This is a genomic window from Streptomyces sp. CAU 1734 (assembly GCF_039888735.1).
In the GTDB taxonomy this organism is placed as follows: domain Bacteria; phylum Actinomycetota; class Actinomycetes; order Streptomycetales; family Streptomycetaceae; genus Streptomyces.
The window spans coordinates 82,910-107,997 of sequence record NZ_JBDQQP010000018.1; the positions used below are offsets into that span (position 1 = coordinate 82,910).

Sequence of the window (25,088 nt, forward strand, 5' to 3'; positions counted from 1 at the left end):
CTTGCGCGTACTGCTGACCGGACATCAGGGCTACCTGGGCACCGTGATGGCCCCGATCCTGGCGGAAGCCGGACACGAGGTCGTCGGACTGGACTCCGGCCTCTTCGCCGGCTCCGTGCTGGGCCCGCCGCCCGCCGACCCGCCGGGGCACCGGGTGGATCTGCGTGACGTCACGGCCGAACACGTGGCGGGGGTGGACGCGGTGATCCACCTGGCCGCGCTCTCCAACGACCCGCTGGGAGCGCTGGCGCCCGACCTCACCTATGACATCAACCACCACGCCTCCGTACGGCTGGCCCGGCTCGCCAGGGACGCCGGGGTGCGGCGCTTTCTGTACGCGTCGACCTGCTCCGTCTACGGTGCCGCCGGCGGTGACGACCTGGTGGCCGAGGACGCCCCGCTGCGCCCGGTGACCCCCTACGCCGAGTCCAAGGTGCGGGTGGAGGACGATCTGCACGCACTGGCCGACGGGGACTTCACCCCGGTGTACATGCGCAATGCCACCGCCTTCGGCTACTCGCCCCGGCTCCGCGCCGACATCGTGCTGAACAATCTGGTGGGCCACGCACTGCTCTCCGGCGAGGTGCTGGTGCTCTCCGACGGCACCCCCTGGCGCCCGCTGGTGCACGCCGCCGACATCGCCCGCGCCTTCTCGGCCGCGCTGGCCGCGCCCCGGGAGGCGGTGCACGACCGGGCGTTCAACATCGGCAGCGAGATCAACAATGTCACGGTCGCCGAGATCGCCGCGCAGGTCGCCGAGGCGGTCTCCGGCTCCCGTGTGGTCATCACCGGCGAGAACGGCGCCGATCCGCGCTCCTACCGGGTGGACTTCTCCCGGTTCCGCGCCGCGCTGCCCGGCTTCGACTGCGAGTGGACGGTGAAGCGGGGCGCGCTCGAACTCGCCGACGCCTACCGGGAACACGGACTGACCAAGGAGGACTTCGACCGGCGCTTCACCCGGCTGGCCGTGCTGCGCGCGGCGTCCGAGGCCGGCACCGTCGACGACACCCTGCGGTGGCGCCGATGACCGCGGCCGGCGAGCGGATGCACGAGCTGGTGCGGCGGCTGTACCCGCTCTGCCGGAGCATCACCGGCGACGGCGTGCGCGCCACCCTGGACATCGTCGGCGAGTACATTCCGCTGCGGGTGCACGAGGTGCCGACCGGGACACAGGTGCTCGACTGGACGGTGCCGCAGGAGTGGAACATCCGGGACGCGTACATCGCCGACGCCGCCGGCGGACGGGTCGTCGACTTCGCCGAGTCCAGCCTCCATGTGCTCGGCTACAGCCTGCCGGTGTCGGCGACCATGCCCCTGGCCGAGCTGCGCGCCCATCTGCACACCCTGCCCGACCAGCCGTCCCTGGTGCCCTACCGCACCAGCTACTACCAGCCGGACTGGGGGTTCTGCCTGTCCCAGGAGACCCTGGACGCGCTGCCGGACGGTGAGTACGAGGTCCGCATCGACTCCACCCTCGCCGACGGCCATCTCACCTACGCCGAGCACGTGATCCCCGGCCGGGTCGCCGACGAGGTGATCGTCTCCTGCCATGTCTGCCATCCGTCGCTGGCCAACGACAATCTGGCCGGCATCGCGGTGGCGGTCTTCCTGGCCCGGGCGCTGGCCGAGGAGAAGCCCCACTACACCTACCGGTTCCTCTTCGCGCCCGGCACCATCGGGGCGATCACCTGGCTGGCCCGCAACCGGGAGCGGGTGGAGCGGGTCAGGCACGGCCTCGTGCTGGCCTGCGCCGGCGACCGGGGCGAGCTGACGTACAAGCGGAGCAGACGCGGCGACGCGGAGATCGACCGGGTGATGCGCCATGTCCTCGGTACCTCCGAACGCCCGCACCGGATCAATGAGTTCACCCCGTACGGCTACGACGAGCGGCAGTTCTGCTCGCCCGGATTCGATCTCGGGGTGGGCTCGCTCAGCCGCACCCCGTACGCCGGCTATCCCGAGTACCACACCTCGGGGGACAACCCGGACTTCGTCACCGCGGAGGCGATGGCCGACACCCTCGCCGTCTGCCGTGAGGCGTTCGCCGTGCTGGACCGCAACCGGCGGTATCTCAACCTCAGCCCGCACGGCGAACCACAGCTGGGCCGGCGGGGGCTGTACGAATCGCTCGGCGGGCGCAGCGACGCCAAGCAGGCACAGATGGCCATGCTGTGGGTGCTCAGCCTCTCCGACGGGGAGCACGGTCTGCTGGATGTCGCCGAGCGGTCCGGGCTGCCGTTCGACACCGTCGCCGCCGCGGCCGACGCCCTGCACGGCGCCGGGCTGATCAAGGCATGACGCCGATGTCCGCCGGGAGGGAGAAGGCGACGGCGCCGGCCGCCCCCGCCGGGCCGGCCGCGAAGCGTGCTCTGGCCGGGCGGCTGTCCTGGGGACTGGCCGACCAGGCGGTCTGCAGCATGACCAACTTCGCGGTGGGCATCTATGTCGCCCGCTCGCTGGGACTGGCCGCCTTCGGCGTGTTCAGCCTGGCCTGGGTGACCTACGGCGTGGTGCTCAGCGTCTCCCGCGGAGTCGCCACCGACCCGCTGATGGTGCGCTTCAGCGGGGTGCCGGCCGACTCCTGGCGCACGGCGGCGGCCCGCGCGTCGGGCACCTCGCTCTGCGTCGGCGCCGCCGTCGGCACGGTGTGCCTGGCGGCCGGTCTCGGCATCGGCGGCGGTGTGGGGTCCGCCTTCGCCGCCCTCGGTGCCGTCCTGCCCGCGCTGCTGCTCCAGGACGCCTGGCGGTTCTCCTTCTTCGCCGCCGGCACCGGCCGGAAGGCCTTCGCCAACGACCTCCTGGGGGGCGTCGCGCTCATCCCGGCCATGGTGGTGGCGGCCCGGGCGGGCAGTGTGGCCGCCTTCGTACTCGCCTGGGGGGCCGCCGCCGCGGTGGCCGCCGGGTACGGCTGCCTCCAGTCCGGCATCCTGCCCCGCCCGGCCGGCGTGCGCCGGTGGCTGCGCGACCACCGCGACCTCGGCTACCGGTATCTGGTCGAGAACGTCGGTGTCAGCGGCGCGGCCCAGCTCCGCGCGTACGGCCTCGGCCTGATCGTCGGGGTCAGCGCGGTGGGCGTGGTCCGGGGCGCCGAGCTCCTGCTCGGCCCGTTCCTCGCCGTGCTGATGGGCCTGTCGCTGGTCACCGTGGCCGAGGCGGCCCGGGTGCTGCGGCAGGCCCCGCACCGGCTGCGCCAGTTCTGCCTGCTGCTCGGCGGCGGACAGGCCGTCGCCGCCCTGATCTGGGGCGCGGCACTGCTGCTGGTGCCCGACCGGGCCGGTGAGCTGGTCCTCGGCGGTGTCTGGCACGCCGCCTCGGAACTCATCGTGCCGGCCACGCTCGGCGTCGCGGGCGCCGGCCTCGGCGTCGGCGCCGCGGCCGGGCTGCGCGCCCTCGCGGCGGCCCGGCGCAGCCTGCGCTGCCAACTGTTCGCCTCCACCTGCTACGTCGCCGGCGGGCTCGGCGGGGCGGCCCTGGGCGGCACCGTCGGCTCGGCCTGGGGCGTGGCCGCCGCCACGCTGAGCGGCTCGGCCGTGTGGTGGCTGCAACTGCGGGCCGCGCTGCGCGAGCGCGACCGCGACTCCATCCGTGAAGTGAGGACGTCATGACCACCGTTCCCAGGCTGAGCATCGGCCTGCCCGTGTACAACGGCGAGGAGTACCTCGCCGAGGCGCTCGACGCCCTGCTCGGCCAGACGTACGAGGATTTCGAGCTGGTCGTCTCCGACAACGCCTCGACCGACGGGACCCGGGACATCTGCCGGCGGTACGCCGAGCGGGACTCGCGCATCCGGTACATCCGGCTGCCCCGGAACATCGGCGCCGCCCCCAACCACAATTACGTGTTCACCGAATGCCGCGGCGAGCTCTTCAAATGGGCCTCGCACGACGATCTGTACGCCCGGGACCTGCTGCGGCGCTGTGTGGAGGCGCTGGACGAGCGGCCCGGGATGATCCTCGCCCACAGCGGCCAGGCCGTCATCGACGCCGACGGCCGGGTGAAGGTGCCGTACGAGTACGCGCTCGCCACCGACTCGCCGCGCGCGCCGGAGCGCTTCCGCAGCATGCTCTTCGAGCCCGGCGGCGACGACTTCTACGGGGTGATGCGGGCCGATGTGCTGCGCCGGGTGAAGCCCCACGACAGCTACCACCACGCCGACCGCACCTTCGTCGCCGAGATCGGTCTGCACGGGCCCTTCCACCAGGTGCCCGAGCTGCTCTACTTCCGCCGCGACCACCCCACCCGCGCCGAGCGGGCCAACCCCGGCAAGCGCTCCCGGTGCGTCAATCTGGACCCCCGCCGGGCGGGACCGCTGCACCCGACGCCCCGGCTGCTCGCCGAGTACGTCTGGGGCTTCGTCTCGGCCATCCGGCGGGCGCCGCTCTCCCCGGCCGACCGGCGCGAATGCCACCGCCACCTGGCCGCGTGGCTGGCCAGCCGGGCGCGGCCGGGCGCCGGCGAGCGGGTCGAGGACCGCGCCCCGGTCGACCCGGCCCGTCTCACCGTCTCCGTCGACGCCCTCGTGGCCGGCCGCGAGGGCGGCCGGTCATGAGCTCCGCGAACGGCAACCCGGTGCGCGTCGGGGTATTCGGCCTGCTGGGCTCCGGCAACCTCGGCAACGACGGCTCGCTGGAGGCGGTGCTCGGATATCTGCGCGCCGCGCACCCGGAGGCGGCCGTGGACGCGCTGTGCGGCGGCCCCGGGGTCGTCACCGCCCGGTACGGGATCCCCGCCACGCGGCTGCACTGGTACCGGGGGGAGTACCGGACCGCTTCGCGGGCGGGCGCCATCGCGGGGAAGGGAGTGGGCAAACTCGCCGACGTCTTCCGCACCGCCGCCTGGGTGCGCCGGCACGATGTGGTGATCGTGCCGGGCATGGGCGTGCTGGAGGCCACCCTGCCGCTGCGGCCGTGGGGCTTCCCGTACTCCCTCTTCCTGCTCTGCGCCGCCGGCCGGCTGTTCGGCACCCGGGTCGCGCTGGTCGGGGTCGGTGCCGCCGCGATCGGCAGCCGGCCCACCCGGGCCCTGGTGCGCTGGTCGGCGCGGCTGGCCGCGTACCGGTCGTACCGGGACGAGCAGTCCCGCGACGCGATACGGGCGATGGGGGTGGACACCGCGCGCGACGAGGTCTGTCCGGACCTCGCGTTCTCCCTGCCGGCCCCGCCGGCGAGCGCGCCCCGCAGCGGTCCGCCGGGCCCGGTCTGTGTGGGGGTGATGGACTTCCACGGCGGCGACGACGACCGCGCCCGGGCCGGGGAGATCCACCGCCGCTATCTCGACGGGACGATCCGCTTCGTCCGCGCGCTGGCGGAGGAGGGCAGGCCGGTCCGGCTGCTCACCGGTGACGAGGCCGACGGGGCGGTGGTCGACGCGATCCTCGAAGCGGTCGACTCGCCGCTGGTCACCGCCGCCGGGGCGGCCTCGCTGGCCGACCTGATGCGGGAGGCGGCGGCGGCCGACACCGTGGTGGCGACCCGCTACCACAATCTGATCTGCGCGCTGAAGGCCGGCACACCCGCACTCGCGCTCAGTTACGCGGCGAAGAGCGACGCGCTGATGGCCCGGATGGGGCTGGACGAGTACTGCCACCCGGCCCGCGAGGTCGACCCCGGCCGGCTGCTCGAACAGTTCCGGTCGCTGGAGCGGAGATCGGCGGAGCTGCGCCGGACCCTCGCCGAGCGCAATCTGGCCGCCGCCCGCGGCCTGGAGGAGCATTTCACCGCTCTGACCGAGGCCGTGTTCCCGCCCTCCCCGGCGGCCGGACGGACCCCCACCCCCACCCACGCCCTGCGGGAGACACCGTGAAAGCGACCCCGATCCCGGAGATATCCGGCGCGTATCTCTTCGAGCCGGCGCGGTTCGCCGACGAACGCGGCTTCTTCTGCCGCACCTTCGACGCCGATGTGATCCGCTCGGTGGGCCTCGACCCGGACGCCTTCGTCCAGGACAGCGTGTCCCGCTCGGCCCGGGGGGTGCTGCGCGGTCTGCATCTGCGCTCCGGAGCCGGCGAGGCGAAGCTGGTGCGGTGCTCGTACGGGAGGATCTTCGATGTCGTCGTGGATCTGCGGGCGGACTCGCCCACCCACCGCAACACGGCCTTCTTCGAGCTCTGCGGCGAGACACAGCGGACCCTCTACATCCCGGCGGGGTGCGCGCACGGCTTCCAGGCGCTGACCGAGACCGCCGACACCTCCTACCGGATCGACCGCCGGCACGATCCGGCCGAGGACGTGACGATCGCCTTCGACGACCCGGAGCTCGCCATTCCCTGGCCGCTTCCGGCCACCTCGATGTCCGCGCGGGACCGGGAGGCACCGAGCCTCGCCGAGGTCCTGCGGCGCAAGGAAGAAGTGAGGCCCGCTTGAACACCGAAGAGTTCAGCCTGCCCCGGTCGCGGCAGGCGAACGAGCGGCTGCACGCCCTGATCCCCGGGGGCGCGCACACCTACGCCAAGGGCGACGACCAGTACCCCGAGAACCTGGCCCCGGTCATCAGCCACGGCCGGGGCGCCCATGTGTGGGACATCGACGGCAACCGCTATGTCGAGTACGGCTCCGGCCTGCGGTCGGTCAGCCTCGGCCACGCCCATCCGCGTGTGACCGAGGCGGTGCGGCGGGAACTCGGCCGGGGCGCCAACTTCGTCCGGCCCTCCGTCCTGGAGGTCGAGGCCGCGGAACGCTTCCTGGCCACCGTGCCGACCGCCGAGATGGTGAAGTTCGCGAAGAACGGCTCCGACGCCACCACCGCCGCGGTCCGCCTCGCCCGCGCCGCCACCGGGCGCTCCCGGGTGGCCATCTGCGGCGACCATCCGTTCTTCTCCGTCGACGACTGGTTCATCGGCACCACCCCGATGTCCGCCGGTGTCCCGGACTCGGCCACCGAACTCACCGTGGCCTTCCCCTACGGCGACCTGGCCGCCACCGAGGAACTGCTCACCCGCCACCGGGACGAGATCGCCTGTCTGATCCTCGAACCCGCCGGCCACACCGAGCCGCCGCCCGGATACCTCGCCGGTCTGCGCGAACTGGCCGACCGGCACGGCTGTGTACTGGTCTTCGACGAGATGATCACCGGCTTCCGCTGGTCCGAGGCGGGCGCCCAGGGCCTGTACGGAGTCGTCCCCGACCTCTCCACCTTCGGCAAGGCGCTGGGCAACGGGTTCGCCGTCTCCGCGCTGGCCGGCCGCCGGGAGCTGATGGAGCTGGGCGGGCTGCGCCACTCCGGCGACCGGGTGTTCCTGCTCTCCACCACCCACGGCGCGGAAACCCACTCACTGGCCGCGGCGATGGCCGTGCTCACCACCTACACCGAGGAGGGTGTCACCGCGCGGCTGCATGCCCTCGGCGAGCGGCTGGCCGCCGGTGTCCGCGAGGCCGCGGCCGGCATGGGTGTCGGCGACCACATCGTCGTCCGGGGCCGGGCCAGCAATCTGGTCTTCGCCACCCTCGACGAGAATCTGCTGCCGTCGCAGCCGTACCGCACCCTGTTCCTGCGCCGGCTCCTCGCGGGCGGGGTGCTCGCCCCGTCGTTCGTGGTGAGCAGCGCGCTCGACGACGCCGACATCGACCACACCGTCGAGACGGTCGCCGAGGCATGCGCGGTGTACCGGAAGGCGCTGGACGCCGCCGATCCCACTCCCTGGCTGGGCGGAAGGCCGGTGAAGCCGGTCTTCCGGCGCCGGGTGTGAGCCGGTGCCGGCGGTGCCGGGGCGTGAGCCGGCGTCAGGGGCGCCGGCCGGCCGTCCGGTCGATCAGCCAGGCGGTCGTCGGCGTCACGGCCAGCGCGGTGCACCAGCCGCCGAGGGCATCGCTCGGGTAGTGCGCGCCCAGAGCCACCTGCGCCCAGCCCATGGCGGCGCCGGCGACCAGCGCCGCGGCGAGTACGAGTGAGGTCCCGGCCGCCCTGCCGAGTCCGGGCCGGCCGGCCGCGAGCAGCGCCACCACGAGGGCGAGGGCGGTGAGGAAGGCGGTGTGCCCGCTCGGATAGGACAGGTGCTCGCCGTTGATGGTGCGTCCCGCCAGGGGCTTGATCAGCTTGGTCGCCGCCACGGTGAGGCCGGTGCCGGCGAGGGCGAGCACCGCCGCGCGGGGCCGCCGGAGCAGCAGACAGACCGCCGCGACGGCGGCGACCAGCGCCGCCGCTCCGGCGGGCTCGCCCAGGAAGTCCACGGCCAGAGCGGCGCGCCGCCACGACGGCGGCACACCTTCGGGCGACGGCTGGAGCCGGGCGTCCACCGCGCCGGGCAGGCTGTGGCCGGCGTACAGCACCCCGACCGCGAAGGCCGTCAGCGCACCGAGGACCGCGATCAGCCCGAGCCACGCGCGCAGCGGCGGGGGCAGCACGGCGGGCGTCGCGCCTCTCACCCGTCCGCCGCCGGCCGGCTCCCGGCGGACATCGGATGTCCCGCCCTCGCCGCGGGGCGCCGATGACGTCGTGTCACCCGCCGTTCCCGTGTGGCCGTGCTCCGGGGAACCGTCCGCCGCCGTACGGGCCGCGCCGCCGCGCCGGGCACCGGGCTCCCCGGATCCGCTCCCGGCCGGTGACGCCGGCCGCCGTCCTCGCCCCGTCGTCACCAGCGAGCCCCCCGTCGTGTCCGGCCCCGCCGGCCGGTCCGTCACCCGGCCGGGGGCATCGGAAATCAGTACCACCCGCCACCCTAGCCAAGAACGGGTCCCGGAATCCGGCCGTCGGGCGGTCCGCCCGCCGGCCCCCGGCGGACCGAGGCCCCGGATCGTCCCGCCGTACGGCAGCGGGCACTCCCAGTGCCCGCTGCCGTACGGCGACCCGCCCGGAATCGCCCGCGATCCGGCTGGAGTCCCGCTGGAGTCCGGCTGGAAAACGCCCCTGCAGCGCCGCCCGCGCATGCCCTCGCGGCCCGCCGCTCCCGCCCGCCCGGGCCCGTCGGCGAGCCCCCCGGGGCCGTGTCGCGGCGCGTCCGGGCGGCGCTGACGGGACTCGTCCCCGCGGCCCGGCCCATCCCGTACAAACCGCGCAGACAGGAGGCCATACTGGACGGGCCGGGGAGGGCGGAGCACAACGACGGGGGCGACAGCAGGCGATGGCGGAATCCAGGCTGATCCAGGGCCGGTACCGGCTGCTCGAAGTCATCGGGCGCGGGGGCATGGGCGAGGTGTGGAGCGCGGTGGACGAGTCGCTCGGGCGGCGCGTCGCGGTCAAATGCCTCAAACCCATGGGACTCCAGCACGACACCTCCTTCACCACCGTGCTGCGGGAGCGGTTCCGCCGGGAGGCCCGCGTCGCCGCGGCCCTCCAGCACCGGGGGGTGACCGTCGTCCACGACTTCGGGGAGTACGAAGGAGTCCTCTATCTGGTGATGGAGCTCCTGGAGGGCCGCAATCTCAGCCAGCTCCTGGAGGAGAACCAGCAGCGCCCGCTGGCGGTGCCCGAGATCATCGACATCGCCGAGCAGGTCGCCGACGCCCTCGCCTACACCCATGAACGCGGCATCATCCACCGGGATCTGAAGCCCGCCAACATCATGAGACTCACCGACGGCGCGGTGAAGATCTGCGACTTCGGCATCGCCCGCCTCGGCGCGGACATCGGCCTCTCCGCCAAGCTCACCGGTGTCGGCATCGCCATGGGCACCCCGCACTACATGTCGCCCGAACAGATCGGCGGCGGCCAGATCGACCACCGCAGCGACCTCTACTCCCTGGGCTGTGTGCTGTACGAGATCGCCACCGGCGTACCGCCCTTCGACCACGAGGACGCCTGGTCCGTCCTGGTGGGACACCGCGACACCGAGCCCCGGCCGCTGAGCTCCCACCGGGACGACATCCCCGGCCACTTCGAGCGGCTCGTCCTCGACCTGCTCGCCAAGACCCCGGACGGGCGGCCCGACGACGCCAAGCATCTGCGCCGCCGGATCCGCTCCGACGGCCGGCTCCGGCCCACCCTGCCCGCGCCGCTCGGCGGGCTGCCCGGCACGGCGCCCGCCGAGCCCCGGCTGCCCGCCTGGACCCGCGGGATGACGGGCGGTCACAAGGCCCTGGGCACCGCGCTGCGGACCGTGCTCCCCGACCACACGGCCGGACTGACCGGCGAGTGGACCACCGGCATCGACCCGCGCGCCGCGGCGGTCCCGCCGGCCCGGACCGGGAGGGAGCGGCCCGCCCCGTCCCCCGAGGTGCTCGCCGTCCTCGCCGGACGCCACAGCGCCGGGCTCAGCCTCGGCCGCCTCGGCCGCTGGGAGGAGGCCGGCGAGGTGCACCGCGCGGTCGCCGCCGAACGCGAGCACGCCCTCGGCCCCGACCACCCCGACACCCTCGCCAGCCGGTACGAGATCGGCTTCACCCTGAGCCGCACCGGGCGTTCCGAGGACGCGCTCCGCGAGTTCGGCCGGGTCGCCCGGGGCCGGGAGCAGGCACTGGGCCCCGACCATCCCGACACCCTGGCCGCCCGCCAGGAGTCCGCGTACGTCCTCGGCAGACTCGGCCGCCACTTCGAGGCCAACGAGGTGTATGCCGCCGTCCTCGCGGCCCGGGAGCGCACCATGGGCGCCGACCATCCCGACACCCTGCGCTGCCGCCACAATCTCGCCTTCAATCTGAGCAGACTGGGACGGCTGGAGGACTCCTTCCGGATGGCCTGCGAGGTCGCGGCGGCCCGCGCCCGGGTCCTGGGCGCCGACCACCCCGACACCCTCGTGACCCGCTACGAGGTGGCCTACGCCCTGGGGCAGCTGGGCCGCTGGACGGAGGCGCTGGCGACCTACCGGGAGGTCGCGGCCGCCCGTACCCGCGCCCTGGGCGCCGACCATCCCGACACCCTGGCCACCCGGTACGAGGTGGGGATAAGCCTCGGGCGGCTGGGCCGCAGCGCCGAGGCCCTGGAGCTGTATCTGGGGCTGGTCGAGGACCGCACCCGGGTGCACGGCCCGGAGGATCCCGAGACGCTCCGGGCCCGGCACGGCGTGGGGGTGAATCTGGGCCGCCTCGTCCGCTGGGAGGAGGCGCTGGCCGAGGCCCGCGCCGTCGGCGAGGCCCGGGAACGCGTCCTCGGCCCGGACCATCCCGACACCCTGGTCAGCCGGCGCGAGATCGCGGTCGGGCTCGGCTGGCTCGGCCGCTGGGCGGAGGCGCTCACCCTCTACGGCCGGGTCGCCGAGGCCCGCGAGCGGCTGTTCGGACTGGACCATCCCGAGGCGCTGGCCAGCCGCAATGACGAGGCCCACTGTCTGGAGCAGCTGGGACGGCACTCCGAGGCGGTGGAGCTCTACCGCCGGGTCGCCGCGCTGCGCGAACGCCGGGGAACCCGGGGCGCCGCCCGCCGCCCGGGGGAGTGACCCGGCGGAGCGGCGGTTTTCCGCCGGACGGTTCGGCTCCGCCGGCGGCGGTTATGTTCGGGCCATGCCCGTACACCCTTCGTACGATGTCGTGATCATCGGCGGCGGCCACAACGGCCTGGTCGCCGCCGCCTATCTGGCCCGCGCCGGACGGACCGTCCTGGTTCTCGAACGCTCGGCGGCCACCGGGGGAGCGGCGGTCTCCACCCGCCCCTTCGCCGGGATCGACGCCCGGCTCTCCCGCTACTCCTACCTGGTCTCCCTGCTGCCGCCCCGGATCATCCGGGATCTCGGACTCCGCTTCTCTGTGCGGAAGCGGCGGATCTCCTCCTACACCCCGCACGGCACCGGCGGGCTGCTGGTGGGCGAAGGGCGCACCCGCGCCTCCTTCGCCCGGCTCACCGGCGGCGAGAGCGAGTACGCGGCCTGGCGCGAGTTCTCCGCGATGACCGCGCGCGTCGCCGAGCGGGTCTTCCCGACCCTGACCGAACCGCTGCCGACCCGGGCCGGACTGCGGGCCCGGATCGACGACGAGACCGCCTGGCGGGCGCTGTTCGAGGAACCCGTCGGCCGGGTGATCGAGCAGCGGTTCTCCCACGACCTGGTCCGGGGCGTGGTGCTCACCGACGCGCTGATCGGCACCTTCGCCGACGCCCATGACCCCGGCCTCGCCCAGAACCGCTGCTTCCTCTACCACGTCATCGGAGGCGGCACCGGGGACTGGGACGTGCCGGTCGGCGGGATGGGCGCACTCACCGACGCCCTGGCGTCGGCCGCGCTGGCCGCCGGAGCCGAGATCGTGACCGGCCATGAGGCCATCCGGCTGGAAACCGACGGCACCCGGGCCGAGATCACCCACCGGTCGGCCGCCGGCGAGGGCACGGTCGCCGCCCGCCGGGTCCTGGTGAACGCCGCCCCGGCGGAACTCGCGGCCCTGCTCGGCGAGGAGCCGCCGGCACCCGCCCCGGAGGGCGCGCAGTTCAAGGTGAACATGCTGCTGCGGCGGCTGCCCCGGCTGCGCGACCGCACCGTCGATCCGCGCGACGCCTTCGCCGGGACCTTCCATGTCTCCGAGGGATACGGGCAACTGGCCGCCGCCCACCGGGAGGCCGCCTCCGGTCGGCTGCCCGGCGCACCGCCCTCGGAGATCTACTGCCACTCCCTGACCGACCCGTCGATCCTCGGTCCCTCGCTCGCCGAGAGCGGCCACCACACCCTGACCCTCTTCGGACTGCACACCCCCGCCAGGCTCTTCACCGCCGACAACGACGCCACCCGCGCACGGCTGCTCGCGGCCACCCTCGCCGAGCTCGACACCCATCTCGGCGAGCCGATCACCGGCCTGCTGGCGGCCGACGCGGACGGGCGGCCCTGCATCGAGGCCAGAACCCCGCTCGATCTGGAACGGGAGCTGCGCATGCCCGGCGGCCACATCTTCCACCGGGACCTCTCCTTCCCGTACGCCGACGGCTCCCCGGGCACCGGCCGCTGGGGAGTGGAGACCGCGCACCCCAATGTCCTGCTGTGCGGCGCGGGCGCGCCGCGCGGCGGCGGGGTCAGCGGGGTGCCCGGCCACAACGCCGCGATGGCGGCGCTGGGCAGGTGACGGCGGGGAGCCGGTCCGTCCGGGCGGACCGGCCCTCCCGCGCCCGGTCAGTCCGGGGAGACCGTCCAGCCCCGTGCCTCGATCCGCCGGGCGTCCCGGGGCCGGGTCTCGTCGAAGACCGTACGGCCCCGGTCCGCCACCCGGATCGCGTCCACGTACACACCGCGCCCCACGTAGCGCTGATCGGTGGTGTACCGCCAGCGCAGCCGCGGTTCCGTGCCCCGCCATGCCGACAGATCCGCCGTCAGCCGGTGCCAGACCCGGCCCGACCAGCCGGTCACCGCGCCCGCCGGGTGCTCGGTCCCGCCGTCTCCGTCCTCCCCGTCCGCCGGTTCCGTGGTGAACGCCACCGGCCGCCAGGTCGCCCCGCCGTCCGCCGAGCCCTCCAGGAAGAGACGGTCCGCGCCCGGCTCGGTGTCCCACCACAGGGAACAGCGCAGCACCGGCCCGCCGCCCGCGCCGGCGGCGGACGGGGCGTCCCGGAGCGCCAGGCCCGGGAGGGTGAGGGTGGCCTCGGCGGCACTCGCCATGCCCGAGAACCAGGCGGCGCGCCCGCGGCGGGGGCGCACCGGCACGGCCCGCGCCAGCCGGTTGGCGGCGGCGACCCGGGGCGCGCTGCCCGACCGCCAGCGCCGCACTGGATGGACGGAGTTGCCCAGCACGATCAGGAAGGTGTCCGACTCCGGGTCGAGCACCAGGCTGGTACCGGTGAATCCGGTGTGCCCGGCGGTGCGCGGCCCGGCCATCGCCCCCATGTACCAGTGCTGGTACAGCTCGAAGCCGAGGCCGTGCTCATCGCCCGGGAAGGCGGTGTTGAAGTCGGTGAACAGCAGCTCCACCGACTCCGGCCGCAGAATCCGGGACCGGCCGTAGACACCGCCGTTGAGGAGCGTACGGGCGAGGACCGCCAGGTCCCAGGCGCAGGAGAAGACCCCGGCATGGCCCGCGACCCCGCCGAAGGCATGGGCGTTCTCGTCGTGCACCTCGCCCCAGACCAGGCCCCGGTCCAGGCCCGACCACGGCGGGCGGGCGTCCTCGGTGGCGGCGATCCCCGGCTTCCAGGAGGCCGGCGGATTGAAGCGGGTCCGGCGCATCCCGAGCGGCGCGGTGATCTCGTCCCGGAGCAGCGCGTCGAGCGGGCGGCCGGTGATCCGTTCCAGGATCAGCTGAAGCGCGATCAGATTGAGATCGGAGTAGAGATAGACGGAGCCCGGCGGTTCGGCCGGGGCCTCGTCCCAGAGCATCCGCAGCCTCCCCTCCCGGGTCGGCTCGCGGTGGAAGGGAATCCAGGCGCGGAGCCCCGAGGTGTGCGTCAGCAGCTGCCGCACCGTGATGTTCTCCTTGCCCGCCGCGCCGAACTCCGGGAGATACGCGGCGGCCGGAGCCTCCAGCTCCACCTCCCCCCGCTCGATCCGCCGCACCGCGAGAATCGAGGTGAAGAGCTTGGAGACGGACGCCAGGTCGAACACGGTGTCCGGCGTCATCGCGATCTGCCGGTCGGGCGGGAACTCCACCGCGGTGTCGGTGCGTTCGTCGTACGAGGAGTACCGCACCGCCATGCCGATCGGCCGGTGCAGCGCCACCGTCCCGCCGCGCCCGGCCAGCAGTACCGCACCCGCGTACCAGGGGTGCACCGGCGAGGGCCCCAGGAACGTTTCCGCGTCGGTGACGAGCCGGTCCAGCTCGGCCGCGATCAGCCCGGCCCGCTCCGGCGATCCGGGCCGGAGCACCGGCCGCTCCCGCTCCCCGTGCCCGCCCTCCGGTGCGGCGGCGCCCCCGCCCCCGGCGGCCTCCGCGAAGGGAATCGGCCCCAGCGCCAGCGCCCCGCCCAGCGCGAACGCCCCACCGGCCACTCTCCGGCGGCTGATTCCCCGGCCCGGCGCGTCCTCACTCATCCGCAACCCCTCTCCGAACAGATCTGAAAGTATCTTTCGAGATTCCGAACAGCAGTGAAACCTTCTTTCGGTACCGGGACGCTGTCAACCACTCCGCGGGGCCGGCCGCTCCCGAAGAGATCTGACACTGTGTCAGTAAGTGTCCTTCCCCGCCCACTCCGCCGCGGCGGCCCGCCGCCCATGGAGACGGAGCCGAGCGAATCCCCGGGCATCGAGTACGCCCTCCTCGGCTTCACACCGTTCCCGGCCGTGGCCGTGGCCGTGGCCGCGGGCATCGGCGGGGCGGGCGGCGTGGGCGTCCTCGGCGCGGTCCGCTGCGCCGGACCCGGTGAACTCCGCCGCGATCCCGGGGCCCGGCCGCTCACCGGGATCGCCGTCCTCGGGGGAGAACGGCGCCCGGCTGCCGCCCGGCGAGGTGGGCGCGGTCCATCCGCGGATGGGCACCGATGGCTTCCGCCGCCACCGGGACGACGCCGGGACCGAACGGAACCGGAGGGGGGACTCCTTCACCGTCGCGACCCCGGCCTCCGGTACGAGGACGGCTGTCTCCCTCTCCGGGACCGGAGGAACGGCCTGATCATCTCGGCCGGGGTGAGCATCCACCCCGGCCGGGGCCGCGTCGGCCCCGCTCTCCCGTCCCGCAGCGGCGGACGCGGCGGTCTCCGGCATTCCGCGCACCGGCCGGGAGAGGAGATCCGGGCGGTGGCCGGGAGCCGGACGACGCGCTCGCCGCCGGCGGCGTACGAACGCCCGCGGAGCGTCGGCTCCGTCGCCGAGAATCCCCGCTGCCCCGGCGGCGGCTCGTACCGGCGCCGGCCGCGTGCGCCGTACGGGGAGAGGCCGGCGGGGCGGCCCCGCCGAGCGCGGTCAGGGGCTGAAGGAGAGGAAGACGAAGACGGCGAAGAGCACCAGATGCACCCCGCCCTGGAGCAGCGTCGCCCGCCCCGGCACCACGGTCAGCGCGCTCACCACCGCGGTCAGGACCAGCAGGACCATATGGGTGGCGTCCTCGCCCAGGATCAGGGGCCCCTCCAGCCAGATGGAGGCCAGGGCGATGGCCGGGATGGTCAGGCCGATGCTGGCGATGGCGGAGCCGTACGCCAGATTGAGGCTGGTCTGGAGCCGGTCGCGGCGGGCGGCCCGGACCGCGGCCAGGGTCTCGGGGGAGAGCACCAGCAGCGCGATCACCACACCGACGACCGTCTTCGGCAGCCCCGCCGACTCCACCCCGCTCTCGATCGCCGGTGAGACCAGCTTGGCGTTGCCCACGACCGCGACCAGGGCCACCAGCAGCAGGCCCACACTCCACCAGGTCTCCCGGTCACCGGGGGGCGGGGCGTGCTCGTCCGGCCCCGCCTCGCTCCCATCGGTCCGCACGGGCAGGAAGTAGTCCCGGTGCCGCACCGTCTGCACGCCGACGAAGAGCGCGTACAGACAGAGCGAGGCCCCGGCGGCGAAGGCGAGCTGATCGCCGGTGAACTCCTTGCCGGAGTGACCGGTGGTGAAGCTCGGCAGCACCAGGGTCATGGTGGCGAGTGTGCAGACGGTCGCCAGGGCGCCGCCGGAGCCCTCGGCGTTGAAGACCGCGACCCGGTTGCGCAGCGCCCCGACCAGCACGGAGAGCCCGACGATCCCATTGCAGGTGATCATGACGGCGGCGAAGACGGTGTCCCGGGCGTAGGTGGACGCCTTGGCCCCGCCATCGGCCATCAGAGTGACGATCAGACCGACCTCGATCACGGTCACCGCGACGGCGAGAACCAGCGAACCGAACGGCTCCCCGACCCGGTGGGCGACGACCTCGGCGTGGTGGACCGCGCAGAGCACGGCGCCGATGAGGCAGATGCCGATGAGGGCGATGGCCCATCCGGGCAGCTCGCGGCCCCAGCCGAACGCGAGGGCGACCACCGCGAGGAGCGGCACCCAGGTCGTCCACTGCGTACGGAGCGCTGCGGTGCCGGTCTTCATGGACGCCACGCTGCCAGCCGCGGGGGCGCGGCGCGCGTGGTGCTGAGCCAACAGGGGCCGTTCCGGTACGCGCGGATCCCGGGATCCCGTCACCGGGCTCCGGGTGCCGCTGCCGCCGGTCCCGTCCTCCCGGTCCGGCCGCGCCCCTGCCCGGCGGCAGTCCGCCTCTCCCCTCGGCGACCGCCGCGTCTCCCCGGCGATCACCAGCCGGCGGGGGAGCCCGTACCCGGCCGGCCTGCCGGGGCAGTGTGCCCGGATGCCCTCCGGCGTCCGCGCCCGCCCATCCGGCCCATCCGGCCGATGCGCACCGGCGACGGCGCCGCGGCGCTGATCCCCGCCGCCGGCGACCGGGCCCGGGTGCGGCGCGAACGGCCCGTCCGGTTCCGGGCCATGGACCATCGCACCGAGGCGCACCCCCTCGGAGCGCGCGACCCCGCCGAACCGCCCTCCCCCCGGCGCGCCGCCGAGCGCCCCGGGGCCTTCGGCCGGCCCGTCGGCACCGCCGAACCGCATGCCCCGTTCAGCTCCCGGGAAGCGGTTCCGCGCCGAGCCCTCAACCTCGACTCCAGGGTGAGAGTCAACCCCTCGGGCGGGGTGCTCCCCACCCGTGCCATCGGAGTTCCGGCATGCCCCGGTTCGCGGTGACGCGGGCGGGCACCGGATCGACGGCGCCCGCAGGGTACGGGGCCATGCCTGTGGCGGCGGGGCCCCGTTCTCCGCCGTGTGGCCGGTCGCCACCGACCCCGCGCCGGGGTGACCGGCGGGACCGGCGCGCGGCGCCGTGCCGGTTCCGCTCCCGGCCCGGCCCCGGGTCGGCCGAGTGGCGCCGGACCCGTACCATTGCGTTATGTCCTTCCTCCGCCGCCGCAGCGCCGCCACACCCGCGGGCCCGGACTTCGACGTCCTGGCCATGGATCCGGGGGACTGGCCCGGGAATCTCGGTGCGGGACTCCTTCCCGCACCCGACGGCACCTGCCAGGGCGTCTTTCTGCGGTACGACCTCTTCGGCGGGCGCGGCCCCGCGATGATCATCGGGAATCTCCCGGAGGGCTCCCCGGCCCGGGACCTGGAAGAGGGACAGATCCCCTTCGAGGTGGCCCAGCTGCTGCTGGCCCTGGAGAACGACGAGCCCGTCGAGGTCGTCGGCACCGAGGACGTCCCCGTGATGCAGGGGGACAATCTGCTGATCGTGCGCCGGCTGAAGCTCTCGGAGAGCCGGATCTCCTGCGTGCAGTTCGACCGGAGCGATCAGGTGCTGGTCACCATCGCCAGCTGGGACCGCCCGATCACGGACGATCTCTACGCCCTGCTCAAGCCGCTGCCCGCGGAGCTCTTCCAGCAGGGCTGACACCGCTCCCGGGCTCCACGCTCCCGTGTGCCGCGCAGCCCCTTCGGCTGCGCGGCACACGGCTGTGGTCCCGGGTGAGGGGTGTCAGCGGGCGCGCATCGTCGCCACCCGGACCGCCGCCGTGCCCAGACCGGTCGGCTGCCCGAGGACCGAGGCGCAGCCGTGTCCGGCCGGCCGCTGCCCCGGACGGACGGTGCCCGCACCCGAGCGCACATCCTCAGGGCCGTAACGCCGCACGGTCCGGTGCCAGTTCAGAATGCCGGCCAGCCAGTCCTCGATCTCCCGGACATAGGCGCCGAGCGCTGCCCGCCCCGCGGTGTCCAGGGCGAAGTCCGCGCAGAGCAGCGGGAGTTCGCTTTCCTTCACATGGAGGAACTGCCGCAGCCGTCCGCGCATCAGGTCGTCCACGATGCGGACCGCCGCCGGATAGTCGCAGTCGAAGAACGTCTGCACCACCAGCACCGAGTTGTGGACCTCGCCCTCGACCTCGATCTCCTTCTGATAGGAGAAGAGGTCGTTCAGCAGGCAGGCGTAGTCCTGGGCCGCGTTCTCCAGGCTCTGGACGGTGCCGCTGCGCAGCACTCCCTCCGGCAGCTCCTCGCGGTGGCGCAGCCTGGAGAGAAGCATGGTGAGATCCGAGCCGAAGGTCAGCCTGCGCATCTCCAGATAGTCGACCGGGTCGGGGACCCGGTGCTGTGTCTGGTCGTGCAGCTCCCAGAGCCAGCTCTCCAGCATCTGTTCGATCGCGTCCCGCAGCTGCCGGCGGGCGCTCGCGTCCATCGGCCCGGCCGTGCGCGCCCACAGATCCGCGAGTGCCCGCTCGATCGGGCTGACGGCCGCCGACGGGGCGCCGGCCGGATCGGCGACCGGCATACAGGCGAGCAGCCGGTCGTGGGCCAGCCTCGCCCCGGCCGGATTGCGGGGCACTCCGTACACCTTGGGGTAGTAGTCGTCGCCGTAGGTTCCCCAGGTCAGCCACTCCGCGCTGAGCTCCAGCTCCTCCTGGGTGGCATCCGGGTCGAGCCCGGCGGAGCAGAGTGCGAGATCGAAGCCGCGCAGCATCGGGCCGTCCCAGATGTCACCCAGCAGCCCCATCCGGTCCGCCCACAGGAGCGATTTCTGCAGGGCGTCCCGGTGGTGCGGGCTCAGGGTCAGCGGGAAGGGCAGGTCGAACTCCGGCAGCAGCGAGGGCCCGACCCTCCGGTGCGGAACATGCGTCAGCGCGCGCAGCCGCTGCGCGGCCGGGCGCCCGAAGAGGTTTCTGATGTTGAGCGCCGAGGTCCCGAGCACACCATCGGCCATCGAACCCTCGCCGACCAGGCCCTCGTTCATATAGCGGCTGGAGCGCATGTGCCATTCGTGGCCACCGGACTGCCAGTCCTGGAGACCCTTCACATAGAGCGCGACGGCCGCGCACTCCGCCGGGGACAGCCCCTCCTCGGCGCAGAGCCGGGGCACTTCGGTGAGCGCGGTGTTCTCGAACTGCAGCAGCCGTGAGGTCAGCAGATCATTGACGGCCTCGGCCGCCTCCTGGGTGGTGCAGCCGAGGAAGGTCTCCAGCACCAGCACACCATTGCTCAGCTCGCCCTCGTCCTCCACCTCCCGCTGATACGAGAAGAGGTCGTTGCGCAGATGCACGGCGTCGGCGAAGGCGTCGGTGAGCACCCGCAGCGGCCGGGAGGCCGCCACCCGCTCGGGCAGTTCGGCACCGGCGGCGTACTCCACCAGACCGGCGGACCAGGGCGCACCGCCCACCTTGCGGCGCATCTCGATGTACTCGACCGGGTTGGCGACACGGCCCTCGTTGATGTTCGAGAGCTCCCAGATGGATTCATTCAGCAGATTGCGGGTCGACTCGGCGAACCGCGCCCGCCAGGCGGGGGACATCGCCGGTACGGTCCGGGCCCAGAGGTCCGCCAGCCCCGCCTCGACCGGATTGGTGGGCTCCGGTGTGGGCTCGGCCGGGTCAGGCGGCATGAAGGCGGGCAGCCGGTCCAGATACGCCTTGCCGCCCTCGCGGTCCAGGGTGCGCTTGAAGATCTCCAGGAAGTGGTCGTCGAAGAAGAAGACCCACACATACCAGTCGGTGACCAGGGAGAGGGCGTCCGCGTCACAGTCGGGGTGGGTGTAGCCGCACAGCAGCGCGTAGTCGTGCGCTTCGAGATCGCGCTCCTCCCAGACGCCGGACCCCTCCAGCATCCCCATGCCCCTGGCCCACTCCCGGGTGTGTGTCCGGGCGGTGCCGACATGAGGGTTGAGGCGTGCCGGGTACGGCACATAGAAGTCGGGCAGAACGAACGGCTGTGCCATGCGCGGAGGGCCTTTCGGAGGGGGACGGGATTCGTGCGGCAGCTCTACCCATCACCCGAACAGGCCACACATATCAGCTGAAAAGTCATGGAATCCGCCAGAATGCTGGGATGGATTCGGGCCCGGAGGGGTCACCCGGCCGGGCGAACGGATCCCGATGGCAGGATCCGCCCGCCCCTTCCGGACCCGGCGGGGTCAGCGCGTGCCGACCGCCGCCCGCACCGCCCGGCGGGCCAGCGCGCAGTCGTCGTGCAGCCGGCGCAGTAACAACCGCTGTTCCTCACCGGGGGAGAGGCCGCTCGCCGTCGCGGTGGCGGCCACGGACTCGCGCATCGTCCGCTGCACCGCCGTCTCATAGGTGCGGATCTCCCGGGTCAGCACCAGCATCAGATTCACCAGGAAGGCGTCCCGCTCGTCCGGGCCGTTCCGCTGGGCCAGCTGGCTGATGTGCCGCCGGGCGGCCGGCGCGTCCCCCAGTACGGACCAGAGGGTGGCCAGGTCGTACCCGGGCAGATACCAGCCCGCGTGCTCCCAGTCCACCAGCACCGGACCCGTCGGTGCCAGGAGGATGTTGGAGAGCAGCGCGTCACCGTGGCAGAACTGCTGCATCCCCCGCGCGCCGCCGGCGAACGCCCGCCCGCGCAGCAGCTTCTGGAGATCCCCCCGGTCACGGTCGGTGAAGAGCCCCAGCTCGTGATAGCGGGAGATCCGGGACGAGTAGTCCAGCGGGCGCTCGAAGAGCTCGGCCGGGGGCCGCCAGCTGTTGAGCCGTCCGACCGCCCCGAGAACCGCCCGCAGATCGGCCCGCGGCGGCGCTTCCGCCGGGTGCCGGGTCAGGGCGGCGGGCCGTCCGGGCATCCGTTCGATCACCAGGGTGCAGTTCTCCGGATCCGCGGCGATCAGCCGCGGCGCCCGCACCGGCGGGCGGTTCCGGACGAACGCGCGGTAGACGGCTATTTCGTGCTGGAACCGCTCCGTCCAGACCGGTGAGCGGTCCAGCAGGCACTTGGCGACCGCGGTCGCCCGCCCGGTGGTGCCCACGATCAGCACGGAACGCCCGCTGCGGCGCAGCACCTGCACCGGATGGAACTCCGGGCAGATCCGGTGCACGGCCGCCACCGCCATCCGCAGCTGTGCGCCCTGTGCCCCGGACAAGTCGATTCTCCCGCTCAGGGGCTGACCGGCCGGCACCGCCGCCCGCCGCGCCCGGTTCGGGAACGACGGTGCGGAGAACGGTCCGGTGCCGGTCTGGAAGGCGGCGCGCTGCGGCCGGTGAGAGGCGGACACGGAGGACGATGCTGTGTGCATGGGGGTGACAGATCCCTTCGTGCGCCGACAGATTGCGTACGCGCGCCCCGCCCCGGCGGAGATTCGCACCCTGGGGAGTGCGACCGCCGCCGGGCCGGGGTGGCGCGTTCCTACGTCACACCACCGAACGGGTGGCACACCATGTGGCGCACCCTGGCGAACCCCTGGCGAATGCGCGCCGCGCGTCGGAGGAGGGGTTGACGGAGGGTTACTGTCAACTCAGCCGAGAACCTGGGGGCTTGACGTGACCGGAGAACCCAACACCCGCCTGAGCGATCTGTTCGGCATGACCGGGTGGTCCAAGGGCGAACTCGCGAGACTGGTGAACCGGCAGGCGGCGGCCATGGGCCATCCGCAGCTGGCGACCGACACCTCGCGGGTGCGGCGGTGGATCGACACGGGCGAGATCCCGCGCGATCCCGTGCCCAGGGTGCTGGCGGCTCTCTTCACCGAGCGGCTCGGCCGTGTCGTGACCACCGAGGACCTCGGACTCGTGCGGAGCGGGCGAGCGGGCAGACGGAAGGACGCGCAGGGAAGCGAGAACCCTGACGGACTCCCGTGGCCGCCCGACCGGACGGCCGCGGTCCTCTCCGAATTCACGGGAATGGACCTCATGCTCAACCGACGCGGCTTGGTGGGCGCGGGCGCCGCGCTCGCCGCGGGGACAGCACTCAGCAGCGCCATGCACGACTGGCTGCACAGCGACCCCGCTCTCGTACCGGACATCCCCTACGCCGACAGCACCCCGCACGCCGACCCCGCCGGATTCGACCGTTATGAGGCGGCCCCCATCGGGTCGCAGGAGATCGAGGCACTGGAGCGCTCCGTCGAGGTGTTCCGCGCCTGGGACGCCTCCCGTGGCGGCGGGCTCCAGCGGAAGGCCGTGGTGGGACAGCTCAATGAGGTGGGCGGCATGCTCGCCTACCGTCATCCCGAACACCTTCAGCGGCGGCTCTGGGGAGTCGCCGCCAATCTCGCCGTCCTCGCGGGCTGGATGTCCCACGACGTCGGCCTCGAACCCACCGCCCAGAAATACTTCGTCATCGCCGCCCACGCGGCCCGGGAGGGCGGGGACCGGCCGCGTGCCGGGGAGGCCCTGTCCCGGGCCGCCCGGCAGATGGTCCATCTGGGCCGCCCGGACGACGCACTCGATCTGATGAAACTCGCGAAGTCCGGCTCGGGCGACCGGACCCTGCCGCGCACCCGGGCGATGCTCTGCACCATCGAGGCATGGGCCCAGGCGTCGATGGGGAACGGCCAGGCCATGCGGCGCACCCTCGGCGAGGCGGAGGAGCTCTTCGTCTCCGACACGGGCGATGTGCCGCCGCCCAGCTGGATGCAGATGTTCGACGAGGCGGATCTGCACGGCATGGAGGCCCTGGCCTACCGCACCCTCGCGGAGCACGATCCCTCGGCCGCGGGCATCGCGCAGCGCCATGCCCGCAAGGCCCTGGAGCTGCGGGAAGGGGGGCGGCAGCGGTCGAAGATCTTCGACTACATCTCCATGGCCTCCGCCTGTTTCATCGCCGACGATCCCGAGCAGGCCGACCGCTACGCCAGGCTGGCCCTGGTGTCGATGGGGGAGACCTCATCGCACCGGACCTGGGACCGGCTGCGCGAGATGTACCGGCTCACCGGCCAGTACTCGGGCTATCTGAAGATCGAGGAACTGCGCCAGGACATCCGTATCGCCCTGCCGAACAGCCCGTCGCGGAAGGCCGGAATCGTCGGGGTGTAGCCGCCTCCGGCCGTCCTGCGCGGTGCTGTACGCCTTCGTCCGCCTTTCCCGGCTCCCGCAGCCCCCGGGGGCTCTCGTGGGCCGCCGCGGGCTCTCAGGGGCCGATCCTGGCCACCATCACACAGGCGTCGTCCCGCCGGCCCTCGGCACCGAACATGTCGACCACGACACGGACGCACTCCCGGGCGTCCCTGGCCCGGGCGAATCGCGGTGCGAGCGCGAGCAGCCGGTCGGTGTCGCACTCCCCGGCCGCGCTCGTCCTGGTCAGGCCGTCGGTGTGCAGCACCAGCACATCACCCGGTTGCAGACGGGTCTCCGCCTGCTCGTACACGGCGCCGGAGGTCGCCCCCAGCAGTACACCGTCGGGGGGAGTCAGCGAGCGCCCCGTCCCGTTGCGGAAGAGCAGCGGGGCGGGGTGGCCCGCCTGCGCCCAGGAGAGCAGACCCTCCTCCGGGTCGAACCTGCAGCACACGGCACTGCCCAGGGCCGGCTGCGGCGAGGTCTCCAGCAGTTCATTGAGATGGCCCATCAGCCGCGCGGGCTCGACCCCGGCCAGCCCCATGCCGCGGAGCGCGCCGAGCAGCACCGCCATCGAGGAGGTGGCCGTCACCCCGTGCCCCGTGAGGTCGCCCATCCCCAGCAGGCAGGCACCGGAGGGGAGGCGGACCGCGTCGTACCAGTCGCCCCCGATGAGCGCGCTGTTCGCGGAGGGGAAGGAGTGGGCCGCGACCTCGAATTCGGCCGAGCCCTCGGCGGGCACCCGCAGCGACCCCTGCCAGGGCGGCAGCACCGCTTCCTGGAGCTCGACCGCGAGCCGCCGCTCGGTGTGTTCGAAGTGCTGCTGGCGGTGGAGGGAGTCCCTGCTCTCGCGCACCGTGCGCTCGCTGCGCCGCAATTCGCTGACGTCCCGGAAGACCGCCCACATGGAGGCGGTCGAGCCGTCGGAGTCGAGCACCGGTTCCCCGGTCATGTGCACCGTGCGCACCCGGCCGTCGGTCCTGACCATCCGGAACTCGCCGTCGATGGGGCGTCCGTCGACCAGACAGCCCGTCACCATCGCGGTGAGCAGGGCCTGGTCCTCGGCGAAGACCACCGACGGCAGCTCATCCAGGGTCATGGGGCCACTCGCCGGGCTTCGGCCGAGAATCCGGAAGAGCTCGTCGGACCAGCTCACCTCGTCGGTGAGCAGATTCCACTCGGCGCTGCCGACACGGCTGAGCAGGGAGCCCGTGCGCTGGGCGCCGTCGGCCTCGTACGGGGTGAGCTCCCGGTCGAACGCGTCCCCGGGGCCGCCGCTCGGCAGCCCTTCCCTGAGCTGACCCAGGTGGGCGCCGAGGTCGTCGAGATGGTGGGCCGCGAGATCGCAGAGCGCCCGCTGCCAGCGGCCCTGCGGATCGTCCTCGGCGGCGGCGGCCTTCCGCCGTACGGCGTCCAGATCGCCGCGGAGCCGGTGCGTTCTGCTGATCAGAGCGTCGACGGTGCCGCGGTCGGGCGGCTGTGGGGCGGGACGGTCCGCGAACACTTGGGACGGCATGTCGTACTCCGATACAGGCGTGGCCTCGGCCAGGTCTGAGACACGGTCTGAGCTATGGGCCGTTACGACTCTTGCA

Annotated in this window: 17 protein-coding genes and 2 pseudogenes; 13 read left to right on the forward strand and 6 right to left on the reverse strand. The window is 73.5% G+C overall.

Annotation, left to right across the window (positions count from 1 at the left end; all coding sequences use genetic code 11):
- Window position 1: 1 nt before the first annotated feature.
- From AAFN69_RS29155 to AAFN69_RS29185, 7 genes are read left to right on the forward strand one after another with little or no spacing between them, the layout of a single operon-like run.
- A complete protein-coding gene (locus tag AAFN69_RS29155) occupies window positions 2-1,027 on the forward strand; it encodes an SDR family oxidoreductase (protein WP_347731856.1) in 1,026 nt (341 codons plus the stop codon).
- Window positions 1,015-2,298, forward strand: coding sequence for a DUF4910 domain-containing protein (locus AAFN69_RS29160; RefSeq protein ID WP_347731857.1), 1,284 nt, complete (start codon window positions 1,015-1,017; stop codon window positions 2,296-2,298). The genes AAFN69_RS29155 and AAFN69_RS29160 overlap by 13 nt, the downstream gene beginning before the upstream one ends.
- Entirely contained in the window at window positions 2,295-3,605 is a 1,311-nt protein-coding gene (locus AAFN69_RS29165) for a hypothetical protein (RefSeq protein ID WP_347731858.1), read from the forward strand. The genes AAFN69_RS29160 and AAFN69_RS29165 overlap by 4 nt, the downstream gene beginning before the upstream one ends.
- Window positions 3,602-4,549, forward strand: a complete 948-nt coding sequence (locus AAFN69_RS29170) for a glycosyltransferase family 2 protein (RefSeq protein WP_347731859.1) — start codon at window positions 3,602-3,604, stop codon at window positions 4,547-4,549. Before AAFN69_RS29165 ends, AAFN69_RS29170 begins: the two co-directional genes overlap by 4 nt.
- A complete protein-coding gene (locus AAFN69_RS29175; RefSeq protein ID WP_347731860.1) occupies window positions 4,546-5,802 on the forward strand; it encodes a polysaccharide pyruvyl transferase family protein in 1,257 nt (418 codons plus the stop codon). Before AAFN69_RS29170 ends, AAFN69_RS29175 begins: the two co-directional genes overlap by 4 nt.
- Entirely contained in the window at window positions 5,799-6,362 is a 564-nt protein-coding gene (rfbC, locus tag AAFN69_RS29180) for a dTDP-4-dehydrorhamnose 3,5-epimerase (protein ID WP_347731861.1), read from the forward strand. The genes AAFN69_RS29175 and rfbC overlap by 4 nt, the downstream gene beginning before the upstream one ends.
- Window positions 6,359-7,684: a glutamate-1-semialdehyde 2,1-aminomutase gene (locus AAFN69_RS29185; RefSeq protein WP_347731862.1), complete on the forward strand. Its 1,326-nt coding sequence runs from the start codon at window positions 6,359-6,361 to the stop codon at window positions 7,682-7,684. Before rfbC ends, AAFN69_RS29185 begins: the two co-directional genes overlap by 4 nt.
- A 34-nt stretch (window positions 7,685-7,718) precedes the next feature.
- Here the strand turns inward: AAFN69_RS29185 and AAFN69_RS29190 are convergent, their stop codons facing one another.
- Window positions 7,719-8,360: a phosphatase PAP2 family protein gene (locus tag AAFN69_RS29190; RefSeq protein WP_347731863.1), complete on the reverse strand. Its 642-nt coding sequence runs from the start codon at window positions 8,358-8,360 to the stop codon at window positions 7,719-7,721.
- 695 nt (window positions 8,361-9,055) lie between these two features.
- Between AAFN69_RS29190 and AAFN69_RS29195 the strand changes: the two genes are divergently transcribed.
- A complete protein-coding gene (locus AAFN69_RS29195) occupies window positions 9,056-11,305 on the forward strand; it encodes a serine/threonine-protein kinase (RefSeq protein WP_347731864.1) in 2,250 nt (749 codons plus the stop codon).
- Between the two features lie 64 nt (window positions 11,306-11,369).
- Complete coding sequence (locus AAFN69_RS29200) at window positions 11,370-12,911, forward strand: NAD(P)/FAD-dependent oxidoreductase (protein ID WP_347731865.1); 1,542 nt, start codon at window positions 11,370-11,372, stop codon at window positions 12,909-12,911.
- Window positions 12,912-12,958: 47 nt separating this feature from the next.
- Here the strand turns inward: AAFN69_RS29200 and AAFN69_RS29205 are convergent, their stop codons facing one another.
- The gene (locus AAFN69_RS29205) at window positions 12,959-14,806 is read right to left on the reverse strand and encodes a serine hydrolase (RefSeq protein WP_347731866.1); all 1,848 of its coding nucleotides are present in this window, start codon (window positions 14,804-14,806) and stop codon (window positions 12,959-12,961) included.
- 180 nt (window positions 14,807-14,986) lie between these two features.
- Between AAFN69_RS29205 and AAFN69_RS29210 the strand changes: the two are divergent.
- A pseudogene (locus AAFN69_RS29210) lies at window positions 14,987-15,151 on the forward strand (nitronate monooxygenase); the annotation flags it as partial.
- A gap of 522 nt (window positions 15,152-15,673) precedes the next feature.
- On the opposite strand, the gene AAFN69_RS29215 reads toward AAFN69_RS29210, so the two are convergent.
- Window positions 15,674-16,774: an ionic transporter y4hA gene (locus AAFN69_RS29215; protein ID WP_347731867.1), complete on the reverse strand. Its 1,101-nt coding sequence runs from the start codon at window positions 16,772-16,774 to the stop codon at window positions 15,674-15,676.
- 291 nt (window positions 16,775-17,065) lie between these two features.
- On the opposite strand from AAFN69_RS29215, the pseudogene AAFN69_RS29220 reads away from it, so the two are divergent.
- Window positions 17,066-17,374, forward strand: a pseudogene (locus tag AAFN69_RS29220) (lipid-transfer protein); the annotation flags it as partial.
- Window positions 17,375-17,621: 247 nt separating this feature from the next.
- Window positions 17,622-18,122: a hypothetical protein gene (locus AAFN69_RS29225; RefSeq protein ID WP_347731868.1), complete on the forward strand. Its 501-nt coding sequence runs from the start codon at window positions 17,622-17,624 to the stop codon at window positions 18,120-18,122.
- Window positions 18,123-18,206: 84 nt separating this feature from the next.
- On the opposite strand, the gene AAFN69_RS29230 is transcribed toward AAFN69_RS29225, so the two are convergent.
- Together AAFN69_RS29230 and AAFN69_RS29235 are read right to left on the reverse strand one after the other, a co-directional pair.
- The gene (locus AAFN69_RS29230; protein ID WP_347731869.1) at window positions 18,207-20,432 is read right to left on the reverse strand and encodes a terpene synthase family protein; all 2,226 of its coding nucleotides are present in this window, start codon (window positions 20,430-20,432) and stop codon (window positions 18,207-18,209) included.
- Window positions 20,433-20,627: 195 nt separating this feature from the next.
- A complete protein-coding gene (locus AAFN69_RS29235) occupies window positions 20,628-21,740 on the reverse strand; it encodes an aminoglycoside phosphotransferase family protein (RefSeq protein WP_347731870.1) in 1,113 nt (370 codons plus the stop codon).
- Window positions 21,741-21,984: 244 nt separating this feature from the next.
- On the opposite strand from AAFN69_RS29235, the gene AAFN69_RS29240 reads away from it, so the two are divergent.
- A complete protein-coding gene (locus AAFN69_RS29240; RefSeq protein ID WP_347731871.1) occupies window positions 21,985-23,478 on the forward strand; it encodes a hypothetical protein in 1,494 nt (497 codons plus the stop codon).
- Window positions 23,479-23,572: 94 nt separating this feature from the next.
- Here AAFN69_RS29240 and AAFN69_RS29245 read toward each other — a convergent pair whose 3' ends face one another.
- Entirely contained in the window at window positions 23,573-25,012 is a 1,440-nt protein-coding gene (locus AAFN69_RS29245) for a SpoIIE family protein phosphatase (protein WP_347731872.1), read from the reverse strand.
- Between the last annotated feature and the right edge of the window lie 76 nt (window positions 25,013-25,088).

What these genes read in the sequence shown, in the direction of transcription:
- AAFN69_RS29165 (WP_347731858.1), top strand. Translation starts at nt 2,295, where the DNA reads ATGACGCCGATGTCCGCCGGGAGGGAGAAGGCGACGGCGCCGGCCGCC.
- AAFN69_RS29170 (WP_347731859.1), top strand. Translation starts at nt 3,602, where the DNA reads ATGACCACCGTTCCCAGGCTGAGCATCGGCCTGCCCGTGTACAACGGC.
- AAFN69_RS29175 (WP_347731860.1), top strand. Translation starts at nt 4,546, where the DNA reads ATGAGCTCCGCGAACGGCAACCCGGTGCGCGTCGGGGTATTCGGCCTG.
- AAFN69_RS29195 (WP_347731864.1), top strand. Translation starts at nt 9,056, where the DNA reads ATGGCGGAATCCAGGCTGATCCAGGGCCGGTACCGGCTGCTCGAAGTC.
- AAFN69_RS29200 (WP_347731865.1), top strand. Translation starts at nt 11,370, where the DNA reads ATGCCCGTACACCCTTCGTACGATGTCGTGATCATCGGCGGCGGCCAC.
- AAFN69_RS29205 (WP_347731866.1), bottom strand. Translation starts at nt 14,806, where the DNA reads ATGAGTGAGGACGCGCCGGGCCGGGGAATCAGCCGCCGGAGAGTGGCC.
- AAFN69_RS29215 (WP_347731867.1), bottom strand. Translation starts at nt 16,774, where the DNA reads ATGAAGACCGGCACCGCAGCGCTCCGTACGCAGTGGACGACCTGGGTG.
- AAFN69_RS29225 (WP_347731868.1), top strand. Translation starts at nt 17,622, where the DNA reads ATGTCCTTCCTCCGCCGCCGCAGCGCCGCCACACCCGCGGGCCCGGAC.
- AAFN69_RS29230 (WP_347731869.1), bottom strand. Translation starts at nt 20,432, where the DNA reads ATGGCACAGCCGTTCGTTCTGCCCGACTTCTATGTGCCGTACCCGGCA.
- AAFN69_RS29235 (WP_347731870.1), bottom strand. Translation starts at nt 21,740, where the DNA reads ATGCACACAGCATCGTCCTCCGTGTCCGCCTCTCACCGGCCGCAGCGC.
- AAFN69_RS29245 (WP_347731872.1), bottom strand. Translation starts at nt 25,012, where the DNA reads ATGCCGTCCCAAGTGTTCGCGGACCGTCCCGCCCCACAGCCGCCCGAC.